A 22,917-nucleotide genomic window follows, 5' to 3' on the forward strand; every position below is an offset into this window, starting at 1 on the left:
AATATAAAAGTTAAAGAACCTATAAAATTGCAGATCTTCTTCACGAAAAAATCCTCAAAAGTTTGAGGATTTGGATCTGTAAAATGATTTTAAACTGAATTAAACCAAAGTTGCGTCCACTTTAATTTCAGTATTTAATAATTTCGAAATCGGACAGTTTTTTTCTGCATCGGCAACTAATTCATCAAATTTTTCTTTTGAAATTCCCGGAACCGTCGCCGTTAAAGTTAAACTCGATTCTGTAATTTTAAATTGCGTGGGATCTAGATTGATGACGCATTTCGTTTCGAGGTTTTCAGCTTTAAAGCCTGCCTGGTCGATATTGAAGGATAAAGCCATGGTGAAACAACCAGCGTGAGCTGCGGCTATCAGTTCTTCAGGATTTGTTCCCACGCCTTCTTCAAAACGGGAATTATAGGAATACTGCGTCTGGTTCAAAACCGTACTTTGAGTGGTAAGTGTTCCTTTTCCTTCCTTACCTGAACCTTGCCAAATGGCTGTTGCATTTCTTTTCATGATGATATTCTGTATTTAGGTGATTAGGCCAATTTCATCAATACAATATCGTCAATTTTTTCGATTTTCACTAAATTATATTTTGTTAAATTTTTCGTGGCTTTGTCCCATTTCTTACCGGAAAGTTCGCTTTTCACCTTTACAAGTCCCAGATTCATTGGTTCTTCCTGACTTTTTAGAATTTCTAAAACCTTTTTTTCATCTTCATCCAGTTCGAAGGTTGGAGTTGCTTTTTCCGGTTTCATTTGCGGGAAGAATAAAACTTCCTGAATCGATGGATTGTTCGTTAAAAACATAATCAAACGGTCCATACCGATTCCCAATCCTGAAGTTGGCGGCATTCCGTATTCTAAGGCTCTCAGGAAGTCTTCATCGATAAATTGTCCTGCTTCATCATCCCCTTTTGCCGCAAGTTTTAACTGTTCTTCAAAACGTTCTCTTTGGTCAATAGGGTCATTTAGTTCTGAATAGGCATTTGCGATTTCTTTTCCACAAACCATTAATTCAAAACGTTCCGTTAAACCTTCTTTGCTTCTGTGTTTCTTTGTTAATGGCGACATTTCGATAGGGTAGTCGGTAATGAAAGTCGGCTGAATAAAGTTTCCTTCACATTTCTCACCGAAAATTTCATCAATCAATTTTCCTTTCCCCATGGTTTCATTCACTTCAACACCAATTGATCTTGCAAAATCAAAAAGTTCCTGCTCAGATTTCCCGGTGATATCGAATCCTGTAAATTTCTGAATGGCTTCAGTCATCGAAACTCTTGGATAAGGTGCTTTCCAGCTGATGGTATGTTCGCCAAAAGTAGAATCTGTAGTTCCATTCACCTGAATTGCAGAAAATTCCAGCAGTTTTTCGGTGAAATCCATCATCCAGTTGTAATCTTTGTAAGCAACGTAAATTTCCATTGCTGTAAATTCCGGATTATGAGTTCTGTCCATTCCTTCATTTCTAAAGTTTTTGGAGAATTCATAAACACCGTCGAATCCACCAACAATAAGTCTTTTCAAATAAAGTTCGTTGGCAATTCTTAAATATAATGGGATGTCTAAAGCATTATGGTGCGTGATAAATGGTTTTGCTGCAGCACCACCCGGAATCGCCTGTAAAATAGGAGTTTCCACTTCGAAATAGCCGGCATTATTAAAGTAGGTTCGCATCGCATTGAACAGTTTTGTTCTTTTAATGAAAACTTCTTTCACTTGAGGATTGACGACTAAATCTACATACCGTTGTCTGTATCGAAGTTCAGGATCGTTGAATGCATCAAAAATATTTCCGTCGGCATCCACTTTAGGTAACGGGAGCGGACGTAAAGCTTTGGTTAGAATTTTGAAATTGGTAACTTTTACCGTCATTTCACCAACTTGGGTGTTGAAGAGTTCTCCTTCAATTCCGATAATATCACCGATATCTAAAAGGTGTTTGTAAACGTCGTTATAAAGCGTTTTGTCTTCACCAGTACAGATTTCGTCACGGTTAAAATAAACCTGAATTTTTCCCTCAGAATCCTGAAGTTCGGCAAAACTTGCTTTCCCCTGAATTCTTCGGCTCATCAATCGGCCTGCAATCGTAACTTTTTTACCTTCAACAAAATCCTGCTTGATGGTTTTGGTGGTTTCTGTAATTTTATATTCTTCGGCCGGAAAAGCGTTGATCCCCATTTTTTCCAGGGTTTGTAGCTTTTCTCTTCTGATGATTTCCTGTTCTGATAACTGCATTTTTCTTGCTATTTTAAAGTGTGCAAATTTAGTAAATTTTTCGCGAAGTGCAGAAGTAGTGAAAAGAGATAGGATATAAATTGAACGTAGGGATTTCTTTGGGTTTATTAAATTAATATTTTGGATTAATTCTGCCAGGAAAGAGAACTATTTGTATCGTTTCCAAATTCTTATTTTGCTTCTTTTTATCAAGTATTCTCTTTATATTTGTCATGTGAAAAAATGGTTTATTTACTTTTTGCTTTTAACTTATCTCACTTCTTTTAGCGAGGTTCGGCAATTAGCGAAAATACCCAGATTGGTTGAACATTTTATTTCTCACAAATCAGCTGATAATGAGATGTCCATTTATGCATTTATGAAAATGCATTACATCGATGAGCAGATCAAAGACGGTGATTACAAACAGGACTTGCAGTTGCCTTTCAAAACGCAAGATTGTTCAGGTGTTTTAATCACATTGAACATTCCGCCTGAGAAACCAAGTTTAAATTTGCAGCATCAACTTGTTTTCGTTGACCGTTCCAATAATTTTTCTTATTCCGAAAAAATGTATCCTGCTGTAATTCAGCAGATTTGGGAGCCTCCAAAAATTTAATTAAACATTTTCAGTGTGTATTATGATGTCAAATCTTTAACGTTTGACAGCTTTTAATATAACGGTTATTAGGATTTAAATATCCGATGACCCTCAAAACTTCCTATAAAATGCTTAATAAAATTATAGAATTTTCTATAAAGAATAAACTGATTATCATTTTAATGACGCTTGGTTTGATTATTTATGGACTGTTCGAACTCAGAAAATTACCCATCGATGCGGTGCCTGATATTACGGATAATCAGGTTCAGATTATTACGGTTTCCCCAAGTTTGGGCGCGCCGGATGTAGAACGTTTTATCACTTTCCCTTTAGAACAGATTAATTACAATATTCAGGGAATAAAAGAAATGCGGAGTTTTTCGCGCTTTGGTTTATCCGTAATTACCATTGTTTTTCATGATGATGTCGATCTGTTGGTCGCACGTCAGCAAGTTGCAGAAAGACTGCAACAGGTTTCCAAAGATATTCCCACCAATTTGGGAGTTCCACAGATGGCGCCGATTTCTACAGGTTTAGGGGAAATTTATCAATATGTTGTCCGGCCGAAAAAAGGGTACGAACACCGTTATAATCCCATGGAATTGCGAACCATTCAGGATTGGATTGTCCGCCGGCAATTGCTCGGAACTCCAGGAGTCGCAGATGTCGCCAGCTTTGGTGGCTATTTAAAACAGTATGAAGTCGCCGTAAATCCCGCTGTTTTAAAATCAATGGGTGTAACGATTTCGGAAGTTTTTAATGCCCTCCAAAAAAACAATCAAAATACCGGTGGTGCCTACATTGAAAAAGGCCCAAGTGTTTTGTTCATCCGGACGGAAGGCTTGATGAATCATATCTCTGATATTGAAAATACAGTGGTCAGGAATTTGGCTGACGGAACGCCGCTTCTCATTAAAAATATTGCAAAAGTCCAATATGGAAAAGCCATTCGGTATGGTGCGATGACTTATGATGGCGAAGGTGAAGTTGCGGGCGCGGTCGTCATGATGATGAAAGGTGCCAACTCAAACGAAGTGATCAAGGAGGTAAAAACCAGAATCGCAGAAATCCAGAAAACACTTCCCGAAGGCGTGAAAATAGATGCCTTTCTCGACCGCACCAAGATGGTGAATAACGCAATAAGTACCGTAAGTAAGAACTTGTTGGAAGGCGCACTGATCGTTGTTTTTGTACTGGTTTTATTTCTCGGGAATTTCCGCGCGGGTTTATTGGTTGCGTCGGTCATTCCTTTGGCAATGCTTTTTGCCATTATCATGATGAATATTTTCGGGGTTTCCGGAAACTTAATGAGTTTGGGCGCACTGGATTTCGGTTTGATTGTCGATGGTGCCGTGATTATTGTCGAAGCCATTCTGCACCGTTTCAAACATTTAACCAAGTTTCAGGATAAAAAGATTTCCCAGGAATTTATGGATCGCGAAGTTTATACTTCTTCAAGTACCATGATGAATTCAGCGGTTTTCGGGCAGATTATTATTCTTATTGTCTATCTGCCAATTTTAACTTTGCAGGGAATTGAAGGAAAAATGTTCAAACCAATGGCACAAACCGTAATATTCGCCCTGCTTGGAGCATTTATACTGTCACTGACTTATATTCCAATGATGAGTTCCCTCTTTCTTTCTAAAAAAATTGATTTAAAGAAAAACTTTTCAGACAGGATGATGGAGAAATTCGAAATCTTTTATCACCGGACTTTAAATTTTGTTTTAAAAATTCCAAATCTGGTTTTCTTTAGCGTTGTCGGATTATTTTTCGTGTCTTTATTTGTAATGTCAAGATTAGGCGGCGAATTTATTCCATCACTTCCGGAAGGTGATTTCGCCGTCGATACCAGAGTTTTACCGGGAAGCAATCTGAAAACTTCAACGGATGCCGTTTTGAAATCCCAACAGGTTTTATTGAAGAAATTTCCGGAAATAGAAAAGATCGTTGGAAAAACCGGAAGCAGCGAAATTCCCACAGATCCCATGCCGATTGACGCCAGCGATATGATGATCATTCTGAAACCCCGAAAAGAATGGACTTCCGCAAAAACCTATGACGATCTCGCAGAAAAAATGTCTGCAGAATTAAAGAAAAATATGGTAGGCATCACTTATTCCTTCCAGTATCCTGTCGCCATGCGTTTTAACGAATTAATGACGGGTGCCAGACAGGATGTAGTTTGTAAAATCTATGGCGAAAATCTGGATACTTTAAAAGTGTACGCAGAAAAGTTAGGCGAAATTTCAAAAAAAATCAATGGTGCTCAAAATATTTATGTAGAACCTGTTTCCGGAATGCCGCAAATTGTAATTTCCTACAAAAGAGAAGCGCTTTCACAATTTGGTTTAAATGTAGAAGACGTCAACAACATTGTGAACACCGCATTCGCCGGACAATCTACCGGTTCCGTTTTCGAGGGCGAGAAGAAATTCGATTTGGTCGTTCGTTTGGATGGCGAAAAGAGAAAAAATGTAGAGGATGTTAATAATCTTCTTATTGCAACACCTGCCGGAACTGAAATTCCATTGAGCACCGTCGCTTCAGTTGAGCTCAAAGAAAGCGTTAACCAGATCCAGCGGGAAAATACGCAACGCAGAATCATCGTCGGCTTCAATGTCAGAAACCGCGATATTCAGTCAACCGTCGAGGATTTACAGAAAGTGGTTGAAAAAGAGTTCAAACTTCCACCGGGTTATTCGATTTCTTATGGCGGAACTTTTGAAAACCTGCAACACGCAAAATCCCGTTTAATGATCGCTGTTCCCATCAGTTTACTGTTGATTTTACTGATGCTTTATTTCGCCTTTAATTCCGTAAAATATGGGTTGCTCATTTTCTCCGCCATTCCGCTTTCGATGATCGGTGGAATCCTCTCGCTCTGGATTCGGGGAATGAATTTCAGTATTTCCGCAGGTGTCGGTTTCATCGCACTTTTCGGAGTCGCCGTATTGAATGGAATCGTATTGATCGCCGAATTCAACCGACAGAAATTGCATCATTCAGATTTAAAAGACGTCGTTAAAATCGGCGGAAGAATAAGATTGCGTCCCGTTTTAATGACGGCTTTGGTCGCCTCGCTCGGATTTTTACCGATGGCATTAAGTACCGGCGAAGGCGCAGAAGTTCAGCGGCCTTTAGCAACTGTCGTGATCGGCGGTTTGCTTTTGGCGACTTTCCTCACGCTCTATTTATTGCCTTTAATTTACATCTGGTTTGAGGAACATTTCCCCGACCGTCGCAAAAAAATTCAGGAAATAAGTGAAGAAGAAGATGGATACAAAGAAGATGAATAGTATTTTTTGGGCAGCAATTTCCGTCTTCCGCTCCCAATCTTTTGCTCGTCGTTCCTCCTCACAAAAGGATTTCCGCTCAAGCCGGGCTGCAGATTTTAGCACCCACTCAATGACTTTAATTAAATTTAAAAAAGATGAAACAGCTTATAAAAATAATAACAGCATTTTCAGTTTTGCTAGCCATTCAATTGAAAGCACAAACGCCGATTTCTCTGGAATCTGCCTACGAAAAAGCCTTTAAAAATAATCTGAACTTAAAAAACGGACAACTCCGGATCGATTATCAGGAAAAAATTAAAAAATCGTACGCCATTGTGGATCCTTTAAATATTTCCGGAGAAATAGGGCAGATTAATTCGGCCTATGCCGACAATAAATTTTCCGTCAGTCAAACGTTTAGATTACCCGGATTCTACAATTCCCAAAAAAAGGTTTTGATGGAAGAATGGAAAAATTCCATGCTCAATTTAGATATTCAAAAATGGCAGCTAAAGCGCGAAATCGCTTTGATTTATAATGAACTCAATTACCAGAATGAAAAAGAAAAATTGCTTTTGAGAGCCGATTCTATTTATATCAATTATTACAAACGGGCTGAACTCCGTTTGAAAAAAGGCGAAAGCAATATTCTGGAAAAAACAACAGCAGAAAATTACCGAAGTCAGGCGGAAATTCAATTGGCGAATCTGAAAAAAGATAGAGAAATTTCTCTTTATCAATTTAATTATTTGCTTAATGATGACGTGATCTATTCGAATGAAACTTCTGGTTTCTATGAAATGAACGTTGAAAATCAGGATTTGAATTTCGCCGGAAATCCAGTCATTTTAAAACAACTTGAGCAACAGAAAAGCATAGAACTGGCCAAACTGAATGTGGAAAAATCGAAATTGCTGCCGACTTTCAATATCGGTTACAACAATTCCAGCATGTACGGAAATGGCGCAGATAATCACTTTTATGAAAGATCAGCGCGTTTTCACTCCGGAATGATTGGCGTGGGAATTCCACTTTTCAACGGAGCGCAAAAATCTCTAATCGAAGGGCAGAAAATCAATCAGTTGATTGCTGAAAATAATTATGAATTGGGTTCCAGAAATCTTAAAAATCAATATGCATCATTGTTTTCAGATTATGAAAAACTGAAAAGCGAAACCAGTTATTATAAAACCAGCGGATTAAAGAATGCTGAAACCATCCTGAAAACCGCCAACCGGCTTTATTATGAAGGCGAAATCAACTATCTGGAATGGTCCATTTTAATCAACCAAAGTTTAGAGATTCAAAATAAAATGATAGACTCTCAAAAAATGCTGAATGAGAAAATCATTCAACTGAACAATTTAACTCAATAATAATTTAACAATTTCATCAAAATGAAAACATATACCGTCCTTCACCGAATCCTTCACTGGGTTTTTGCCGCAGTGATGCTTGTTTTATTCACCACCGGATTTCTGAGACTGTACTGGATGAGCAAAACCGTAATTTCTGATGCAATGAATAAAAATGTGGAAATAAAGAATTTAAATCTGGATACACAAAGCCTGCGAACCATCGTTCATTCCGTTCAGGATCCTATGTTTGAGTGGCATGTTTATGCGGCCTATATTATTACTTTTGCATTCATTGCAAGGATAATTTATATGATGGTAAAGGGAATTAAATTTCCAAATCCATTCGTAAAAAATGCTTCAAACAAGGATAAATTCCAAGGTTTTATTTACCTCGCCTTTTATCTTTTGATTGCCGTACAAATAATTACCGGTGGAATTCTAAAATATGAAATCGGCACAAAATCTTTGGCAGATCTTGCAGAAACCGTTCACAAATTCGCGGTTTACTGGACTCCAGTCTTTATTCTTTTGCACTTCGCCGGCGTCGCGATTTCCGAAAATACGAATCGAAAAGGAATAACCTCCAAAATGATTGGCGGTGATTCTGAATAATAAAATTTTTACAATGAGAAAACTACTTTTAATACTTTTAAGTCTGATAATTTTTTCCTGTTCCAAAAAAGAAACGGTTCAGGAAGAGATCAGCACCGTTCACGGAGATCAGGTCACTTTAAACGACTTGCAGATCAAAAACTCGGGAATTGAAACCAACACGTTAAGCAATCTCGATATCGCGCACAAAATTATGCTCACCGGACAGATCGACGTGCCACCACAAGGAATGGCAAGCGTTTCTGCTCCAAGTGGAGGTTATGTGAGAGTTTCCCGATTTATGCCCGGAAATTTTGTGAAAAAAGGACAGAGTTTAGCAACCTTAGAAAATCCTGAATTAGTTCAGCTTCAACAGGATTATTTGTTGGCAAAATCGAATCTTCAATATGCTCAACAGGATTATTCCCGCCAAAAAGATTTGAATACAAACAAAGCCAGCTCCGATAAAGTAACCCAAAAAGCCTTTAATGAAAGCCAAAATCAAAACATTATGATGAAGGGAATGGCGCAGAAATTATCAGCCTTGGGCATTAATCCGAATTCTTTAAACGCAAATAATATCCGGCGGACTTTCGCAGTCACTTCTCCAATTTCAGGATATGTTTCGACCGTGAATGTGAATATCGGACAATATGTGTCGCCGATGGATAAAATGTTTGATATCGTGAATACTGGTGATATTCATTTGGCTTTAAAGGTTTTTGAAAAGGATTTAAATAAAATTAAAACAGGCCAAAAAGTCTTTGCCTTCACCAATCAAAATCCTGCAAAAAAATATGAAGCCCGGATTTTCATCATTGGAAAAGATTTCTCGGCAGACCGTAGCGTATTGGTTCACTGTCATTTTGTGGATAATAATCTGTCTTTAATTCCTGGAACTTTTATGAATGCTGAAATCGAGGCTGATTCTGCTAATGGAACGGTTATTCCCGATGATGCGGTTGTTACCTGGGAGGAAAAACAATATGTTTTCGAAGAAATAAAACCCAAAACTTACAGAATGTTTCCCGTAGAAATCGGTAATTCTGAAAATGGTTTTACCGAACTTTTAAACTTTAAAAAAGAGAATTCAAACAAAAAGTTCGTCACAAAAGGTGCTTACCAATTATTGATGGCGCTGAAAAATGTAGAAGAGTAAATAATGGTCTGATTTTTTAAACCGCAAAAGAAACAAAAGTTTACTTTAAAATAAATCAAAAGTTTGCAAAAGCACCATGAAATAATGGCTTTACCATTTTGCAGTCTTTTGAAAACCTTTTCAGTTCATTTGTCTTTTACCACTTTTGCGGTTAAAAAATAAGGATTTGATTTTTTGGATAGTTACTAATTTTTTTAAAAATTACTTGCAGATAAAAAAAACATTTATATATTTGCCTCAATGAAACGCGTCTCAAATATTTCTTAAAAAGAATAATGACCGTTCCATTTGAAATTGAAAAAAAATATTTCTCTACAAATGAATTCAATAACAAACAATACTTGGTGGTGGCATTCAAACTCCTTTAGGGTCTGAAGCAAATCTTGTATTCTGTTTGTAAAAAACATATAAAAGACTTTGACGGGATCCGTTGAAGTCTTTTTTTATGCCCAAAAGTGAAAAACAGAATCATGCACTCCAATGAGTTTATAATTAAAAAAAATAAAAGTCAAATGAATTTTGATACTAAAATCAACATAAAAACCACCGTAAAATCGGTGATGAGCGATCTTTTCACACCGGTCGGAATTTATTTGCGTCTGCGCGATAAATTTCGGGACACGATTTTGCTCGAAAGTGCCGGAAATCAAAATACCGATAACAATTTTTCCTTCATCGCCATCAATGCAGTTGCCGGAATTGAAATCCGAAATTTTCAGGAAGCAGAAATTAAATTTCCTCTTGGGAATCCTCAAAAAATCGCTTTAGAAAAAGAGAAGTTGAGTGAATTATTAAATGATTTTACCAAGTGTTTTGTTTGCGAGAAGCCTTCAAGAGAAATCGGTAAATCCGCTCAGGGATTTTTTGGTTATACGAGTTACGATGCCATTCCGTTCTTCGAAAATATAAAGTTTAAAGATCGGTCAGAAGAAAATGAAATCCCGTTACTGCGTTACCGACTTTATCAATACGTCATCGCAATTAACCATTACAACGATGAAATGTTCATCATTGAAAATAAAATTAAGGATTTAAGATCTGATCTGCCCGAAATTGAAAATTTAATCAATCAGAAAAACGCACCTATTTTTCCTTTTCAAAAAATTGACGAAGAAACTTCCAATTTAAAAGACGAAGAATACCGCGAATTGGTCGAAACTGCCAAAAAACATTGTTTCCGTGGCGATGTTTTCCAGTTGGTGTTGAGCCGCCGATTTGAACAGAAATTTAACGGTGATGAATTCAATGTTTATCGTGCTTTAAGACATATCAATCCTTCGCCATATTTATTTTATTTCGATTACGGCGATTACAAATTATTGGGCTCCAGTCCGGAAAGTCAGTTGATTATTAAAGATGGAAAAGCCATTATTCATCCGATTGCAGGGACTTTTAAACGAACCGGAAATATTGAAGAAGATTTGAAAGCCGCTGAAGATCTGAAAAAAGATGCCAAGGAAAATGCCGAACACACGATGTTGGTTGATTTGGCACGAAACGATTTAAGCATCTGCGGAAAAAACACGACGGTGACGAAGTTGAAAGAAGTCCAGTTTTTTTCTCACGTCATTCATCTGGTCAGCGAAGTTACTGCCGAGGTTGAAGAAAATCAAAATCCTTATGAAATGATCGCCACGACTTTTCCGCAGGGAACTTTGAGCGGAGCGCCAAAATATAAAGGCATGGAACTGATCGATTCTTACGAGGAAACTTCCCGTTCGTTTTACGGAGGATGTATCGGTTTTGTCGGTTTTGATGGAAGCTGCAATCAGGCGATTATGATCCGTACTTTTTTAAGTAAAAATAATACATTGTACTATCAAGCCGGAGCCGGAATTGTCGCGAAATCCTCTGCAGAAAATGAACTGCAGGAAGTGAACAATAAATTGAATGCCCTGAAAATGGCGGTTAAAAAAGCTACCTCAATATAACAATCTGAAAGTTTAACACTGTAACAATTAATAAACTGCTACATTGATAAATGGGTACATTAATAAAGTTAATCTTATGAAAATATTAGTCTTCGATAATTACGACAGTTTCACTTACAATTTGGTTCAAATGATTGAGCAGATTGTGGGAGAAAAGGTAGAGGTCTTCCGCAATGATGAAATCACTTTGGAGGAAATCGAAAAGTATGATAAAATTGTGCTTTCTCCCGGACCGGGAATTCCGGGTGAAGCGGGAATTTTAATTGATTTAATAAAAAAATACGCACCAACAAAATCTATTTTAGGCGTTTGTCTCGGTCAGCAGGCAATCGCAGAAGCGTTTGGCGGAAGTCTGATTAATTTAACGGAAATCTATCACGGCGTCGCAACTACCGCAAAAACCATTAAAAAAGAGGCGTTGCTTTTACAGGATTTGGCCGAAAATTTAGAAGTCGGAAGATATCACAGTTGGGCCGTGAATCCCGACGGTTTTCCGGAAGAACTGGAAATAACTTCAATTGACGAAAATGGAATGATCATGTCTTTGCAACATAAAACGTACGATGTTCACGCCGTTCAGTATCATCCTGAAAGTATTTTAACACCCGACGGAAGAAAAATAATTGAGAATTTTTTAAAAAACTAAAGCCACGAAGTGGCGACAATCAATAGCACAGGGTGAAGCCCTATGAAACATGAAAAAATTTAAAATGAAAGACATCTTACAATATTTATTCAACCATCAAACATTAAGCAAAGCGCAAGCGAAATCGATTCTCCTGGAAATTTCAAAGAATATTTTCAATGAAATTGAAGTCACCTCTTTCGTCACAGTTTTCCTGATGAGAAGTATTACGTTGGCAGAACTGGAAGGTTTCACCGAAGCGTTGCAGCAACTCGCGCCTCAAATTGATTTGGGAACCGACGATTTGGTGGATATCGTTGGAACGGGTGGTGACGGAAAAAACACCTTTAATATTTCAACTTTGGCGAGTCTGGTCGTAGCCGGAACCGGACAAAAAGTGGCAAAACACGGAAATTACGCAGCTTCCACGATCAGTGGTGCATCCAATGTTTTAGAAACGCTCGGTTATCGTTTTAAAGAAACTGAAGCCGACTTAAAAATTGATTTAGAAAAAGGAAATTTCTGTTATTTACACGCGCCGATTTTCCACACTTCTTTAAAATCTATTGCGCCGATGCGTAAAAATTTAGGCTTGAAAACTTTTTTCAATATCCTGGGACCTTTGATTAATCCGGCGAAACCAAAATACACCATGATCGGTGTCGCGAATCTTGAGATTGCACGGATCTATCAGTATTTGCTACAGAAAAAAAACGCCGATTTTCTGTTAGTCAATGCATTGGATGGTTACGATGAAATCAGTTTGACCGGCGATACCAAAATCATGGATAAAAACGGCGAAAGTATTTATTCCGCCCAGGAATTACAGTTCAGAAATATCGAACCTGAAACCATTTTTGGGGGAAACAGTACCGAAGAAGCCGCGCAGATTTTCAAAAAAATTCTGGAAGGCAAAGGATCTTATGAACAGAACGCCGTGGTTTTGGCCAACGCCGCAATGGCTTTGAAAAATACCGAAAAATACGGTGAGTATGAAAATTGCTTAATGATGGCGACAGAAAGTTTACTGCAAGGAAAAGCACTGAATTGTTTTAAAAAAGTGATTGATTAGCGTTTTTGGGGCGACAATTTCCGTCTTCCGCTCCCAATCTTTTTTGTTCCGTTTTGCTCCACAAAAAAGGATTTCCGCTCAAGCCGGGTCGCAAACTCTGCTACAAATAAAAATTAGAAATAAAAATGAATATTCTCAACAAAATAATCGAACATAAAAAGATAGAAGTTGCCCAGGCAAAAAAGAAAATCTCTTTAACTGAATTAAAGGAGGCCGTGTTTTTTCAGCGCAAAACTTTTTCCTTAAAAAAATCCGTCAAATCGGGAAGCGGCATCATCTCTGAATTTAAAAGAAAGTCACCGAGTAAAGGAATTATTAATGATAAAGCTGATGTTTCAGAAGTCGCAAAATCATACGAAAAATTCGGGGCAAGCGGAATTTCAATTTTAACTGATGAAAGCTTTTTTGGCGGGACGCTGCACGATATTTTAAAAGTAAGACAGGAAATTTCAATTCCCATTTTGCGTAAAGATTTCATGATTGACGAATACCAGTTTTACGAAGCAAAAGCCAACGGAGCCGATGCTGTTTTGTTAATCGCAAGTTGTCTGTCGCCAGCGCAGGTTCAGGAGTTTACGGAATTATCTCACGGGCTGGATTTAGAAGTTTTGTTGGAAATCCATACCGAAGAAGAACTCAAACATATTAATAGAAACGTAGATTTGGCGGGAATAAATAATCGAAATTTAAAAGATTTCAAAGTCGATTTACAGCATTCTGTTAATTTGAAAAACATGTTGCCAAAAGAAATTCTGGCTGTTGCAGAAAGTGGAATTTATGCTGTTGAGGATTTCAAATTCCTGAAAGAAAAAGGATTTGACGCCTTTTTAATGGGAGAATATTTTATGCGAAATGAAGATCCGGGACTTGCATTCGGAGAGTTGATCAATATAATTAAAAATTAGAAGCCACGAATTCACGAACGGTTTTATTTAATTCGTGTATTGGTGGCAAAAAAATAATATGAAATTAAAAGTTTGCGGTCTTACAAAACTCAATCAAATTCGTGAATTAGTGGCAATGAATATTGATTTCTTGGGCTTTATATTTTACGAAAAATCACCGCGTTATGTTTTGAATACTTTGACTTGCAATGAAATTAAATCCATTAATCATCAAGGCAAAATCGGTGTTTTCGTCAATGAAAAGATTGAGAAAATCATTGATATTACTGAAAAATCAGGATTGAATTTTATTCAGCTTCACGGCGACGAAGACGAAAATTTTATCACAGAATTAAAACAAAAATTAAAGCCCGAAGTCGGAATTATAAAAGCGATTAGAGTAGGAAATGATTCGTCTGAAGTTAAAAATCAAGTCGAAAACATCTTAAATCTCAAATCTCAAATCTCAGATCTTTTATTCGATACCGATTCCAAATCGTTTGGCGGAACCGGAAAAACCTTCGACTGGCAAATTTTAAATGAGTTAAAAATCACCAAACCTTATTTTCTAAGTGGTGGGATTTCAGAAGAAAATATTGAAAATATAAAATTATTAGAACAGCAACCTTTCGCTCTGGATATCAATTCAAAATTTGAAATTGAGCCGGGAAATAAGGATTTAGAAAAAATTAAAAACTTCATAAGCGTTGTTAACACCGCTCCAAAAATAAAAATTATGAACTATCAAAACCCCGACAAAAACGGATATTATGGCGAATTTGGCGGCGCTTTCGTTCCCGAAATGCTGTATCCAAATGTCGAACAGTTACAAAATCAGTATTTAGACATTATCAATTCAGAAGAATTCCAAACCGAGTTTCGTGATCTGTTGAAAAATTATGTAGGCCGCGCAACGCCACTGTATTTTTCTAAAAATTTGAGCGAAAAATACCAAACGCAGGTTTATTTGAAGCGCGAAGATTTGAATCACACCGGTGCCCATAAAATCAATAATGCGTTGGGACAGGTTTTATTGGCGAAAAAGTTAGGAAAAAAAAGGATTATCGCTGAAACCGGCGCCGGTCAACATGGCGTGGCAACGGCAACTGCGTGCGCTTTGATGAATCTGGAATGCATCGTTTATATGGGCGAAATCGACATTGCCCGTCAAGCCCCGAATGTTGGACGGATGAAAATGTTGGGTGCCACAGTAATTCCCGCAACATCAGGATCGAAAACGTTGAAAGATGCCGTGAATGAAGCGCTTCGGGATTGGATCAATAATGCTTCGACCACGCATTATATCATCGGCAGTGTCGTTGGGCCGCATCCTTTTCCCGACTTAGTCGCACGTTTTCAAAGTGTCATTTCCGAAGAAATAAAATGGCAGTTAAAAGAGAAAATCGGTCGTGAAAATCCCGATTACGTAATCGCCTGTGTTGGTGGCGGAAGCAATGCTGCCGGTACTTTCTATCATTTTGTAGATGAACCGGCCGTGAAAATTATTGCAGCAGAAGCGGGCGGTTTCGGGTTGGATTCCGGAAAATCTGCAGCGACCACTTTCCTCGGAACTTTAGGGGTTTTGCACGGTAGTAAAAGTTTGGTGATGCAAACGGAAGATGGACAGGTCATCGAGCCGCATTCGATTTCTGCCGGTTTAGATTATCCCGGAATCGGCCCTTTTCATGCGAATTTATTTAAAGAAAAAAGAGCAGAATTTTTCAGCATTACCGATGAAGAAGCGCTGAAATCTGCGTTTGAACTGACTCAGATTGAGGGAATTATTCCTGCCCTGGAATCGGCGCACGCTTTGGCGGTTTTGGGAAAGAAAAAGTTTAAAAAAGAAGACGTCGTCGTGATTTGTTTGAGCGGAAGAGGCGATAAGGATATGGAAACGTATTTGAAAAATTTATAGCATTATTTGGGCGACTTTTCCGTCTTCCACTCCCGCTTTTTTATAGTGCTGGCTTCGGCTTCGCTCAGCCACCAATATAAAAAGAGCTCCGTTCAAGCCGGGTCGCAGATTCCGTATTTTTACAAAACCCTATTTAAAACAAAAAAATGAATAATAACACCAGCATCAAACTTCCAACCTCCAACTTCGGACCTGAAAAAAAACTCAACATCTATTTCACCGCCGGAATTCCGAAGTTGAAAGACACTACAGAAATATTAAAACTAATCCAATATTCAGGCGCAGATTACATCGAAATCGGAATGCCTTATTCTGATCCCGTTGCCGATGGACCTGTGATTCAGAAAGCACACGAAATTGCTCTGAAAAAAGGAATGACCATCGCAGAACTTTTCAGTCAACTGAAATCGGTGAAATCAGAAATGAATATTCCCATTATTTTAATGGGCTACATCAATCCTGTTTTAAGTTTCGGTTTCGAAAATTTTTGTAAAGAATGTAAAGATTCCGGGGTTTCGGGATTGATTATTCCGGATTTACCGGCCGTGGAATTTGAGAAAAACTACAGAATAATTTTAGAGAAATACAGTCTGAATTTTATCTTTTTAGTCACGCCGGAAACTTCCGATGAAAGAATAAAATATTTAGATTCTTTAAGTTCCGGTTTTCTGTACGCAGTTTCAAGTTCTTCGACGACCGGAAATAATGCGAAAGAAATAAACAACGAAGAATACCTGAACCGACTGGCGAATTTAGGTTTGAAAAATCCCGTCATGATTGGATTTGGAATTAAAAACAAATCTGATTTTGATAAAGTGACCAAAAAAGCAGATGGCGGAATTATCGGAACTGCCTTTGTGAATATTTTATTGAACAATGAGGATTGGGCAGAGAAAGCAGAAAGTTTTATTCGCAGCATAATAAATTAATTTTATAAATTTGCCGGGAATAAAAATCGAAGAATCTTCTGGCTTAATTCGTGACACAAAAGTTGAAAAAAAGCAAAATCCCGCAATAGGGATAGGAGTGGAAATCCTTTTTTGAAAAAAAAGATTGTAACGGATAGCCCGACCCGAGCGGCTGGAAAAGCGATGGAGAGGGGATTGCCCAAAAAAGTAAAATAAAATGACAAGCACACAGAATAGAAATTTGCAGTTTCAGGAATTAGGTTTGATGGATTATGAACCGGCTTTCGACTATCAGGAAAAGCTGATGAAGGAAATCATCGCTTTAAAACTTGAAAACCGCAGTCAACCCGATGAAATTCAGCATATAACTCCGAATTATTTGTTGTTTGTTGAGCATCCGCATGTTTATACGATCGGTAAATCTGGGGACGAACATAATATGCTCGCAAATGCCAAAAAGCTGGAGGAAATCAATGCCACTTTTGTGAAAACGAACCGCGGCGGAGATATTACTTATCACGGTTTCGGACAAATTGTGGGATATCCTATTTTGGATCTCGATAATTTTAAATCTGATATTTTCCTCTACATGCGGAATCTGGAGGAAGTGATTATCAGAGTGATTGCAGAATATGGTTTGAAAGGCGAACGTAGTGAAGGTGAAACCGGAGTTTGGCTGGATGTTGGGAAACCGTATGTCCGAAAGATCTGCGCCATGGGCGTGAAAACTTCAAAATGGGTGACCATGCACGGTTTGGGTTTGAATGTAAATACCGATCTGCGCTATTTCGAATACATCATTCCGTGCGGAATCAAAGATAAAGCAGTGACTTCGATGCAAAGAGAATTAGAACGGGAATTTTCACCACAAGAAATGGATGAAGTCAAAGAGAAAATTAAAAAACATTTCTGCGAAGTTTTTGAAGCGGAAATCGTTTAGTGGCTTCTAAGTTTTTAACCGCAAAAGACGCAAAAGTTTTATTTTAATTCACTGTTCAAAAGTTTGCAAAAGATGGATGGTCTTACTTTTTGCAACCTTTTGAAATTCTTTTTACTTGGAAGTCTTAGGATTTTTTGTCTCTTTTGCGGTAAAAATATTTAGTTTTCTATTGTATTTCTTTATACAATTCTACTTTTTCGAAAGTCTTCATTTTCTGATTCTCAATTTTATCAGAAATCAAAATTCCCGAAAGATGATCGATTTCGTGCTGCAGAATTACAGCGGTAAATCCTTCTACAATTTCTGTGTGTTTCTTCCCATTTAAATCAAAATATTCCAACTGAATAACCTGACTTCGATAAAAATAATCCCGGAAAACTTCGATGGATAAATCACCTTCCGGACCTAAATTCAAAACTTCTGAACGCCAAATAATTTTAGGATTAATAAAATATTCCAATGGTGTTCCTTCTTTATCAAATCTTTTTGCCCAAATAATATTTCGGTTGATCCCAACTTGTGGAGCGGCGATTCCGACTCCGCCGTCAGTTGAAATTAACGCTGACTTCATTCGGTTAACCAAGATTTTGGTGTATCTATTTTTTGGATGTGCATCGATCGAGTGACCGAGTAAAACTTTATTTTGCAAAGAATCAGAGGTCTGGAAGATGGGTAAAGCGGTATCGATATTTCCTTCTGTAATTCTGGCAATTTCCTGCTTGGTATATTTTTGTGAAAAAGTGAATACAGAAAACAATATCAGCAATAATGAATATTTTCTCATCATTTTAAAAAGTTTTGTACCCTTTATAAACCTGTGCAGATTTTTCTAAAAGGGAAGCCGATTGATTTCTGAAGTTTATTAAATGGTCGGTGCCGTTATGTTGATGGTGGTGTTCTTCGCTTTCCCAAAGTTCTACGATAAAGAAAACGCCTTTGTTGGTATGATCTTCCACTAAATCATATTGTAGGCAGCCGTCTTCTTTTCGGGTTTCAATCACTAATTTTTTCAACAGTTCCAGCGCGTCCATCAGGTTATTTTCTTTGAACTGGAACAGGGCAACGATATACAGGTTTTTCATGGGGGTAAATATTTCTACAAATGTAAATATTGAAATTTTAAATATTGAAAAAAAATCAAAAAAGAGAGGTGAAAATTCATTATTTCCTAATCCATAAAAATTTTTATCTTTGTAAAAAGCGAAATAAAAAATGGCAGAATATAAATTACTACTTCCCTCAATGGGAGAGGGCGTTATGGAAGCAACGATTATCAGTTGGTTGTATAATGAAGGCGATACTGTAAAAGAAGATGAATCTGTAGTTGAAATTGCTACCGACAAAGTAGATTCCGACGTTCCGACCCCTGTTTCGGGGAAAATTATTAAAATTCTGAAACATAAAGATGAAGTTGCAAAGATTGGCGAAGCCATTGCAATTTTGGAAGTTGCAGGTACAGATGACGGAGTTGCAGCTCAACCACAGGAACCAAAATCTGCAGAAGAAGTACAAACTGAAATACCCAATGTAGATCCCGACGTGGTAAAAGGTTTGGAAGAAGCGATGGAAAGTTCAAAAACGGCGACCAGTTTCGAAGGATCTGATTTGTATTTGTCACCACTCGTAAAATCAATTGCACAAAGCGAAAAAATTTCTGACAACGAATTGCAGTCCATCAAAGGAAGCGGATTAGAAGGAAGAATTACCAAAGAAGATATCTTAGCGTTCGTTTCCAACAGAACTACTCCGGCACCTGCACAAGCCGCCGTAGCGCAAGTTTCTGTAGCCTCAACTCCGGCTCCGGTTTCTGCACCTTTAAAAGTAGGAGCAGGCGACGAAATCATCCAAATGGACAGAGTTCGGAAAATCATTGCCGATGCGATGGTGAAAAGCAAACATACCGCGCCGCACGTAACTTCTTTCATCGAAACCGACGTGACAAACGTGGTAAAATGGAGAACGAAACATAAAGATTTATTCGAAAAACGGGAAGGTGAGAAATTAACGTACATGCCGATTTTCGTAAAAGCAATCGTAAAAGCCATCCAGGATTTCCCGATGATCAATGTTTCTGTAGATGGCGATAAAATCATCAAAAAGAAAAATATCAATATTGGAATGGCAACCGCACTTCCGGACGGAAATTTAATTGTTCCCGTGATAAAAAATGCAGATCAGCTGTCGCTTTCCGGTTTGGCAAAAGCCATTAACGATTTGGCGCACCGGGCACGGAATAAAAAATTAAGACCGGAAGATACCCAAGGTGCAACGTACACCATTTCCAATGTCGGAGGATTCGGAAACCTTATGGGAACGCCGATTATTCCGCAGCCACAGGTTGCTATTCTGGCAGTCGGCGCGATTGTGAAAAAACCTGCAGTTTTAGAAACCAAAGACGGCGATGTGATTGCAATCCGCAACTTGATGTTTATGTCACATTCTTACGATCACCGCGTGGTAGACGGTTCTTTGGGCGGAATGTTCCTGAAACACGTTCATGATTACCTTCAGAATTGGGATTTAGATACTGAAATATAATTTTCAGCAGACAATAAGATAAAAAAAACCTTTGAGAATTTCTCAAAGGTTTTTTTTAGTGGCCGATTTAATTTTTAGCCACGAATGCACGAATTTCTATTTCATTTGTTATAACTGGATTCTTATAATTTTAATAAAAAAAAGTGAATTTATTCTGAAGTATGATACAAAGATGTTTTTTGAGAGGAAAATTCGTGCATTCGTGGCTTCTAATTGTTTTAATATTTTTTTAGCCACGAATGCACGAATATCTATTTTTTATGCTATGAATGTGTCTTTACAATTTTAAAAAGCAGGAAATTTATTTTGAAGTATGATACATTGAAGATGTTTTTTTAAAGGAGAAATTCGTGCATTCATGGCTTCTAAAATTCTCTCAAAAACCTTAACTTTGGCTTTTTAAAATATAAAAACAAATGTTCCAAATTAGAAAAGCCACCGAGTCAGATACACCGATCATCTTTGATTTAATTAAAAAACTAGCCGTTTACGAGAAAATGGAAGATGAAGTCATCACTTCCGTGGAAGAATTAAAGGAGAATATCTTTACCCACAAATTCTCGAAAGTTTTGATTGCCGAAGAAAATGATAAGCCGGTTGGATTTGCTTTGTATTTTTACAATTTCTCCACCTTTGTTGGCAAACCGGGTTTATATTTGGAAGATCTTTTCGTAGAACCGGAATACCGCGGAAAAGGATATGGCAAAAAACTCTTCATCGAACTTGCCAAAATTGCTAAAGACGAAAACTGCGGCAGAATGGAATGGTCGGTGCTTAACTGGAATACGCCCGCCATTGATTTCTACAAATCGCTGCAGGCAAAACCTATGGATGGATGGACCGTTTACCGTTTAGACAAAAAAGGAATCGCAGATTTGGCGCAATAAAAATATTCAGTAAACAAAAAGTGTGGATTTATAGAAAATCCACACTTTTTGTTATTTAAATCAAATTTGATTACATAATCTTTGCAACCTCATCACACAGCCATTCCAACATTTCCCTGTCTTCATCTGTGAAAGGATTTATTTTATGGGAATCGATATCGATCTGGCCAATGTTTACGCCGTCTTTCATAATGGGAACTACGATTTCAGCTTTCGTGTCGATGGAGCAGCTTAAATAGTTGTCCTGTTCATGGACATCCGGCACCACGAAGGTTTCATTGGAAACAGCAACCTGGCCGCAAATTCCCTTTCCGTAAGGAATAATGGTGTGATCTGTGGGTGCGCCGACATAAGGTCCCAGAATCAGTTCCTCTTTGTCTCCGTTTTTAAAGTAAAATCCAGTCCAGTTGAAATAGGAGATTTCCTGATCCAGTAACTGACAGATTTTTTGTAATTTAACTTCCGTATTGTGAGTGGGACTTTCTATTATTGAAGAAAGACGTTTTTTTATTTCCGACATAATTGTTTTTATTTTAAGAAAATTCTTTGAGTTTTAGTTCTTCTTTATAACCGAACATTCCGCGCTCTTTAATTAAATCTGAAACCCCTTCCGGGACCTCTTTTTCCCATCCTGGAATATGGTTTGCAATTTTATCAAGGATGATCCGGGAATATATTTCGGAATAATTAGGATTGTAATTCTGAATATCAACGATTCTTTTGTTGTGTTTAAAGTATTTGAACAATTCTTTCAAACTGTCATTAACCTTTAAATTATTAGCGGTTAATAACTGCTGGGTTTCAGGATCTTTGTAAGGGTAGAGGTAAACGCGCATTCCTTTTCTGAAAAATTTACCGAACGCTTCCAAAATACCTCCAGAAAGATTTTCGTAATAATTTTCATCGAAAACATCAAGCAAATTATTTACGCCCATTGCTACCCCGATTTTACCATTGGTATAAGGAGCGAAATAGTCGATCAGTCGATAGTATTCTGAGAAGTTAGAGATGATTACCGTATATCCCAGTTTTCCTAAAATATCGACTCTGTCCAGGAAATCCCTTTCGTCGATATCTCCGGCAGCTCTCAAATTGGCAATGGTAATTTCAAATAAGACCTCGGTTTCTTCCTGACTGCAGCCCCAATCTTTTTTGAACATTTCAAGGCCTTTTTCAAACATATCAATATTAACCAAAGTTACAGGACGGAAACTCCCACGAACCGCAAAAATGTTTTTCTTGTAAAGAATATCGGCAGGTAACATATTGTTTCCCTCTGAATTGAAAATCACCGCATCGGTCATCCCGTTCTTTACCAGCTGCAAACTCATCAGTCGGTTGTCAACATAGCTGAAAGCGGGTCCGCTGAAATCAATCATGTCGATTTCTATATTATCTTTGGAAATGTCGTCTAAGAGCGAGTTAATCATTCTGCGCGGATTATCGGCATAGTTGAAAGCGCCATAGATAAGGTTCACTCCTAAGCTTCCTAAAGTTTCCTGCTGTAAAGTGGCATCATTTTCATTAAACTTTACATGAAGGACGATCTCGTTGTAATCATCAGCTTCATGACACTGAAAACGCAAGCCGACCCAACCGTGACCTTTCATGGTCTTATCGAAATTAATGGTCGTTACGGTATTTGCGTAAGAGAAAAATTTTCTGCCTGGACAGGTTGCACGGGATACGCGCTCTTCAATTAAAGAAACTTCGTACCGCAGCATTTTACGGAGTCGGTTTTGGGTGACATATCTGTTCTTGGCCTCTTTGCCATAGATAGCGTCACTGAAGTCTTTGTCGTAAGCAGACATTGCCTTTGCAATGGTTTGGGAAGCGCCGCCCGCTCTGAAAAAATGGCGGACTGTTTCCTGACCGGCACCAATCTCGGCGAAAGTGCCATAAATAGTTTGATCCAGATTAATCGCTAATGCTTTCTGTTTCGGTGTTAATTTCGGTTGAATCACTGTCAATTCTTATTTTTTGTAAATTTACCAAAATTAAACCA

General features: G+C 37.8%; 20 protein-coding genes and 1 pseudogene. 15 read left to right on the forward strand and 6 right to left on the reverse strand.

The annotated features are described in order from the left end of the window. Window positions 1–99: 99 nt before the first annotated feature. Both QGN23_RS01845 and lysS read right to left on the reverse strand, forming a co-directional pair. Window positions 100–516, reverse strand: coding sequence for an OsmC family protein (locus tag QGN23_RS01845; RefSeq protein WP_282905335.1), 417 nt, complete (start codon window positions 514–516; stop codon window positions 100–102). Window positions 517–539: 23 nt separating this feature from the next. Beyond that, window positions 540–2,240, reverse strand: coding sequence for a lysine--tRNA ligase (lysS, locus tag QGN23_RS01850; RefSeq protein ID WP_282905336.1), 1,701 nt, complete (start codon window positions 2,238–2,240; stop codon window positions 540–542). A gap of 298 nt (window positions 2,241–2,538) precedes the next feature. Between lysS and QGN23_RS01855 the strand changes: the two genes are divergently transcribed. From QGN23_RS01855 to lipB, 13 genes and pseudogenes are all read left to right on the forward strand, one after another. Further along, entirely contained in the window at window positions 2,539–2,838 is a 300-nt protein-coding gene (locus QGN23_RS01855) for a hypothetical protein (RefSeq protein ID WP_282905337.1), read from the forward strand. 110 nt (window positions 2,839–2,948) lie between these two features. Next, window positions 2,949–6,125, forward strand: coding sequence for an efflux RND transporter permease subunit (locus tag QGN23_RS01860; protein ID WP_282905338.1), 3,177 nt, complete (start codon window positions 2,949–2,951; stop codon window positions 6,123–6,125). 134 nt (window positions 6,126–6,259) lie between these two features. Further along, window positions 6,260–7,480: a TolC family protein gene (locus tag QGN23_RS01865; protein WP_282905339.1), complete on the forward strand. Its 1,221-nt coding sequence runs from the start codon at window positions 6,260–6,262 to the stop codon at window positions 7,478–7,480. Window positions 7,481–7,501: 21 nt separating this feature from the next. After that, window positions 7,502–8,074 (forward strand): cytochrome b/b6 domain-containing protein, encoded by a 573-nt coding sequence (locus QGN23_RS01870; protein ID WP_282905340.1) that lies wholly within the window; start codon window positions 7,502–7,504, stop codon window positions 8,072–8,074. Window positions 8,075–8,087: 13 nt separating this feature from the next. Next, complete coding sequence (locus QGN23_RS01875) at window positions 8,088–9,212, forward strand: efflux RND transporter periplasmic adaptor subunit (protein WP_282905341.1); 1,125 nt, start codon at window positions 8,088–8,090, stop codon at window positions 9,210–9,212. A gap of 512 nt (window positions 9,213–9,724) precedes the next feature. Continuing rightward, on the forward strand, window positions 9,725–11,143 hold the full coding sequence (locus tag QGN23_RS01880; RefSeq protein ID WP_282905342.1) for an anthranilate synthase component I family protein: 1,419 nt from the start codon (window positions 9,725–9,727) through the stop codon (window positions 11,141–11,143). Between the two features lie 76 nt (window positions 11,144–11,219). Further along, window positions 11,220–11,789 carry an anthranilate synthase component II gene (locus QGN23_RS01885; RefSeq protein ID WP_282905343.1) on the forward strand — a complete coding sequence of 190 codons (570 nt, stop codon included), beginning with the start codon at window positions 11,220–11,222 and terminating at the stop codon, window positions 11,787–11,789. Between the two features lie 64 nt (window positions 11,790–11,853). After that, entirely contained in the window at window positions 11,854–12,840 is a 987-nt protein-coding gene (gene trpD / locus QGN23_RS01890) for an anthranilate phosphoribosyltransferase (protein WP_282905344.1), read from the forward strand. Window positions 12,841–12,965: 125 nt separating this feature from the next. Next, window positions 12,966–13,745 (forward strand): indole-3-glycerol phosphate synthase TrpC, encoded by a 780-nt coding sequence (gene trpC, locus QGN23_RS01895; protein WP_282905345.1) that lies wholly within the window; start codon window positions 12,966–12,968, stop codon window positions 13,743–13,745. A 115-nt stretch (window positions 13,746–13,860) separates the two neighbouring features. Beyond that, window positions 13,861–14,370 (forward strand): annotated as a pseudogene (locus QGN23_RS14860) (phosphoribosylanthranilate isomerase); the annotation flags it as partial. Between the two features lie 90 nt (window positions 14,371–14,460). Then, complete coding sequence (gene trpB / locus QGN23_RS14865) at window positions 14,461–15,639, forward strand: tryptophan synthase subunit beta (RefSeq protein WP_317622322.1); 1,179 nt, start codon at window positions 14,461–14,463, stop codon at window positions 15,637–15,639. A 146-nt stretch (window positions 15,640–15,785) separates the two neighbouring features. Beyond that, window positions 15,786–16,568 (forward strand): tryptophan synthase subunit alpha, encoded by a 783-nt coding sequence (gene trpA / locus QGN23_RS01905; protein ID WP_282905347.1) that lies wholly within the window; start codon window positions 15,786–15,788, stop codon window positions 16,566–16,568. A gap of 196 nt (window positions 16,569–16,764) precedes the next feature. Further along, on the forward strand, window positions 16,765–17,487 hold the full coding sequence (lipB, locus tag QGN23_RS01910; protein WP_282905348.1) for a lipoyl(octanoyl) transferase LipB: 723 nt from the start codon (window positions 16,765–16,767) through the stop codon (window positions 17,485–17,487). Between the two features lie 166 nt (window positions 17,488–17,653). Here lipB and QGN23_RS01915 read toward each other — a convergent pair whose 3' ends face one another. Together QGN23_RS01915 and QGN23_RS01920 are read right to left on the reverse strand one after the other, a co-directional pair. After that, window positions 17,654–18,274 (reverse strand): peptide deformylase, encoded by a 621-nt coding sequence (locus tag QGN23_RS01915; protein WP_282905349.1) that lies wholly within the window; start codon window positions 18,272–18,274, stop codon window positions 17,654–17,656. A gap of 1 nt (window position 18,275) precedes the next feature. After that, a complete protein-coding gene (locus QGN23_RS01920) occupies window positions 18,276–18,569 on the reverse strand; it encodes a putative quinol monooxygenase (RefSeq protein WP_282905350.1) in 294 nt (97 codons plus the stop codon). Between the two features lie 130 nt (window positions 18,570–18,699). Here QGN23_RS01920 and QGN23_RS01925 point away from each other — a divergent pair, with 130 nt between their 5' ends. Together QGN23_RS01925 and QGN23_RS01930 are read left to right on the forward strand one after the other, a co-directional pair. After that, the gene (locus QGN23_RS01925) at window positions 18,700–20,025 is read left to right on the forward strand and encodes a dihydrolipoamide acetyltransferase family protein (RefSeq protein WP_282905351.1); all 1,326 of its coding nucleotides are present in this window, start codon (window positions 18,700–18,702) and stop codon (window positions 20,023–20,025) included. Window positions 20,026–20,441: 416 nt separating this feature from the next. Continuing rightward, complete coding sequence (locus QGN23_RS01930; RefSeq protein ID WP_282905352.1) at window positions 20,442–20,912, forward strand: GNAT family N-acetyltransferase; 471 nt, start codon at window positions 20,442–20,444, stop codon at window positions 20,910–20,912. 70 nt (window positions 20,913–20,982) lie between these two features. On the opposite strand, the gene QGN23_RS01935 is transcribed toward QGN23_RS01930, so the two are convergent. Next, window positions 20,983–21,432 (reverse strand): GAF domain-containing protein, encoded by a 450-nt coding sequence (locus QGN23_RS01935; protein ID WP_282905353.1) that lies wholly within the window; start codon window positions 21,430–21,432, stop codon window positions 20,983–20,985. A gap of 13 nt (window positions 21,433–21,445) precedes the next feature. Then, a complete protein-coding gene (locus QGN23_RS01940; RefSeq protein WP_396127357.1) occupies window positions 21,446–22,873 on the reverse strand; it encodes a TonB-dependent receptor in 1,428 nt (475 codons plus the stop codon). Window positions 22,874–22,917: the final 44 nt, after the last annotated feature.

This window comes from Chryseobacterium gotjawalense (assembly GCF_030012525.1).
Taxonomy (GTDB): Bacteria; Bacteroidota; Bacteroidia; order Flavobacteriales; family Weeksellaceae; genus Kaistella; species Kaistella gotjawalense.

Bases quoted from the DNA above. Each gene is read 5' to 3' on its own strand.
- QGN23_RS01845 (WP_282905335.1), bottom strand. From the start codon at position 516: ATGAAAAGAAATGCAACAGCCATTTGGCAAGGTTCAGGTAAGGAAGGA.
- lysS (WP_282905336.1), bottom strand. From the start codon at position 2,240: ATGCAGTTATCAGAACAGGAAATCATCAGAAGAGAAAAGCTACAAACC.
- QGN23_RS01860 (WP_282905338.1), top strand. From the start codon at position 2,949: ATGCTTAATAAAATTATAGAATTTTCTATAAAGAATAAACTGATTATC.
- QGN23_RS01865 (WP_282905339.1), top strand. From the start codon at position 6,260: ATGAAACAGCTTATAAAAATAATAACAGCATTTTCAGTTTTGCTAGCC.
- QGN23_RS01870 (WP_282905340.1), top strand. From the start codon at position 7,502: ATGAAAACATATACCGTCCTTCACCGAATCCTTCACTGGGTTTTTGCC.
- QGN23_RS01875 (WP_282905341.1), top strand. From the start codon at position 8,088: ATGAGAAAACTACTTTTAATACTTTTAAGTCTGATAATTTTTTCCTGT.
- QGN23_RS01880 (WP_282905342.1), top strand. From the start codon at position 9,725: ATGAATTTTGATACTAAAATCAACATAAAAACCACCGTAAAATCGGTG.
- QGN23_RS01885 (WP_282905343.1), top strand. From the start codon at position 11,220: ATGAAAATATTAGTCTTCGATAATTACGACAGTTTCACTTACAATTTG.
- trpD (WP_282905344.1), top strand. From the start codon at position 11,854: ATGAAAGACATCTTACAATATTTATTCAACCATCAAACATTAAGCAAA.
- trpC (WP_282905345.1), top strand. From the start codon at position 12,966: ATGAATATTCTCAACAAAATAATCGAACATAAAAAGATAGAAGTTGCC.
- trpB (WP_317622322.1), top strand. From the start codon at position 14,461: ATGAACTATCAAAACCCCGACAAAAACGGATATTATGGCGAATTTGGC.
- trpA (WP_282905347.1), top strand. From the start codon at position 15,786: ATGAATAATAACACCAGCATCAAACTTCCAACCTCCAACTTCGGACCT.
- lipB (WP_282905348.1), top strand. From the start codon at position 16,765: ATGACAAGCACACAGAATAGAAATTTGCAGTTTCAGGAATTAGGTTTG.
- QGN23_RS01915 (WP_282905349.1), bottom strand. From the start codon at position 18,274: ATGATGAGAAAATATTCATTATTGCTGATATTGTTTTCTGTATTCACT.
- QGN23_RS01920 (WP_282905350.1), bottom strand. From the start codon at position 18,569: ATGAAAAACCTGTATATCGTTGCCCTGTTCCAGTTCAAAGAAAATAAC.
- QGN23_RS01925 (WP_282905351.1), top strand. From the start codon at position 18,700: ATGGCAGAATATAAATTACTACTTCCCTCAATGGGAGAGGGCGTTATG.
- QGN23_RS01930 (WP_282905352.1), top strand. From the start codon at position 20,442: ATGTTCCAAATTAGAAAAGCCACCGAGTCAGATACACCGATCATCTTT.
- QGN23_RS01935 (WP_282905353.1), bottom strand. From the start codon at position 21,432: ATGTCGGAAATAAAAAAACGTCTTTCTTCAATAATAGAAAGTCCCACT.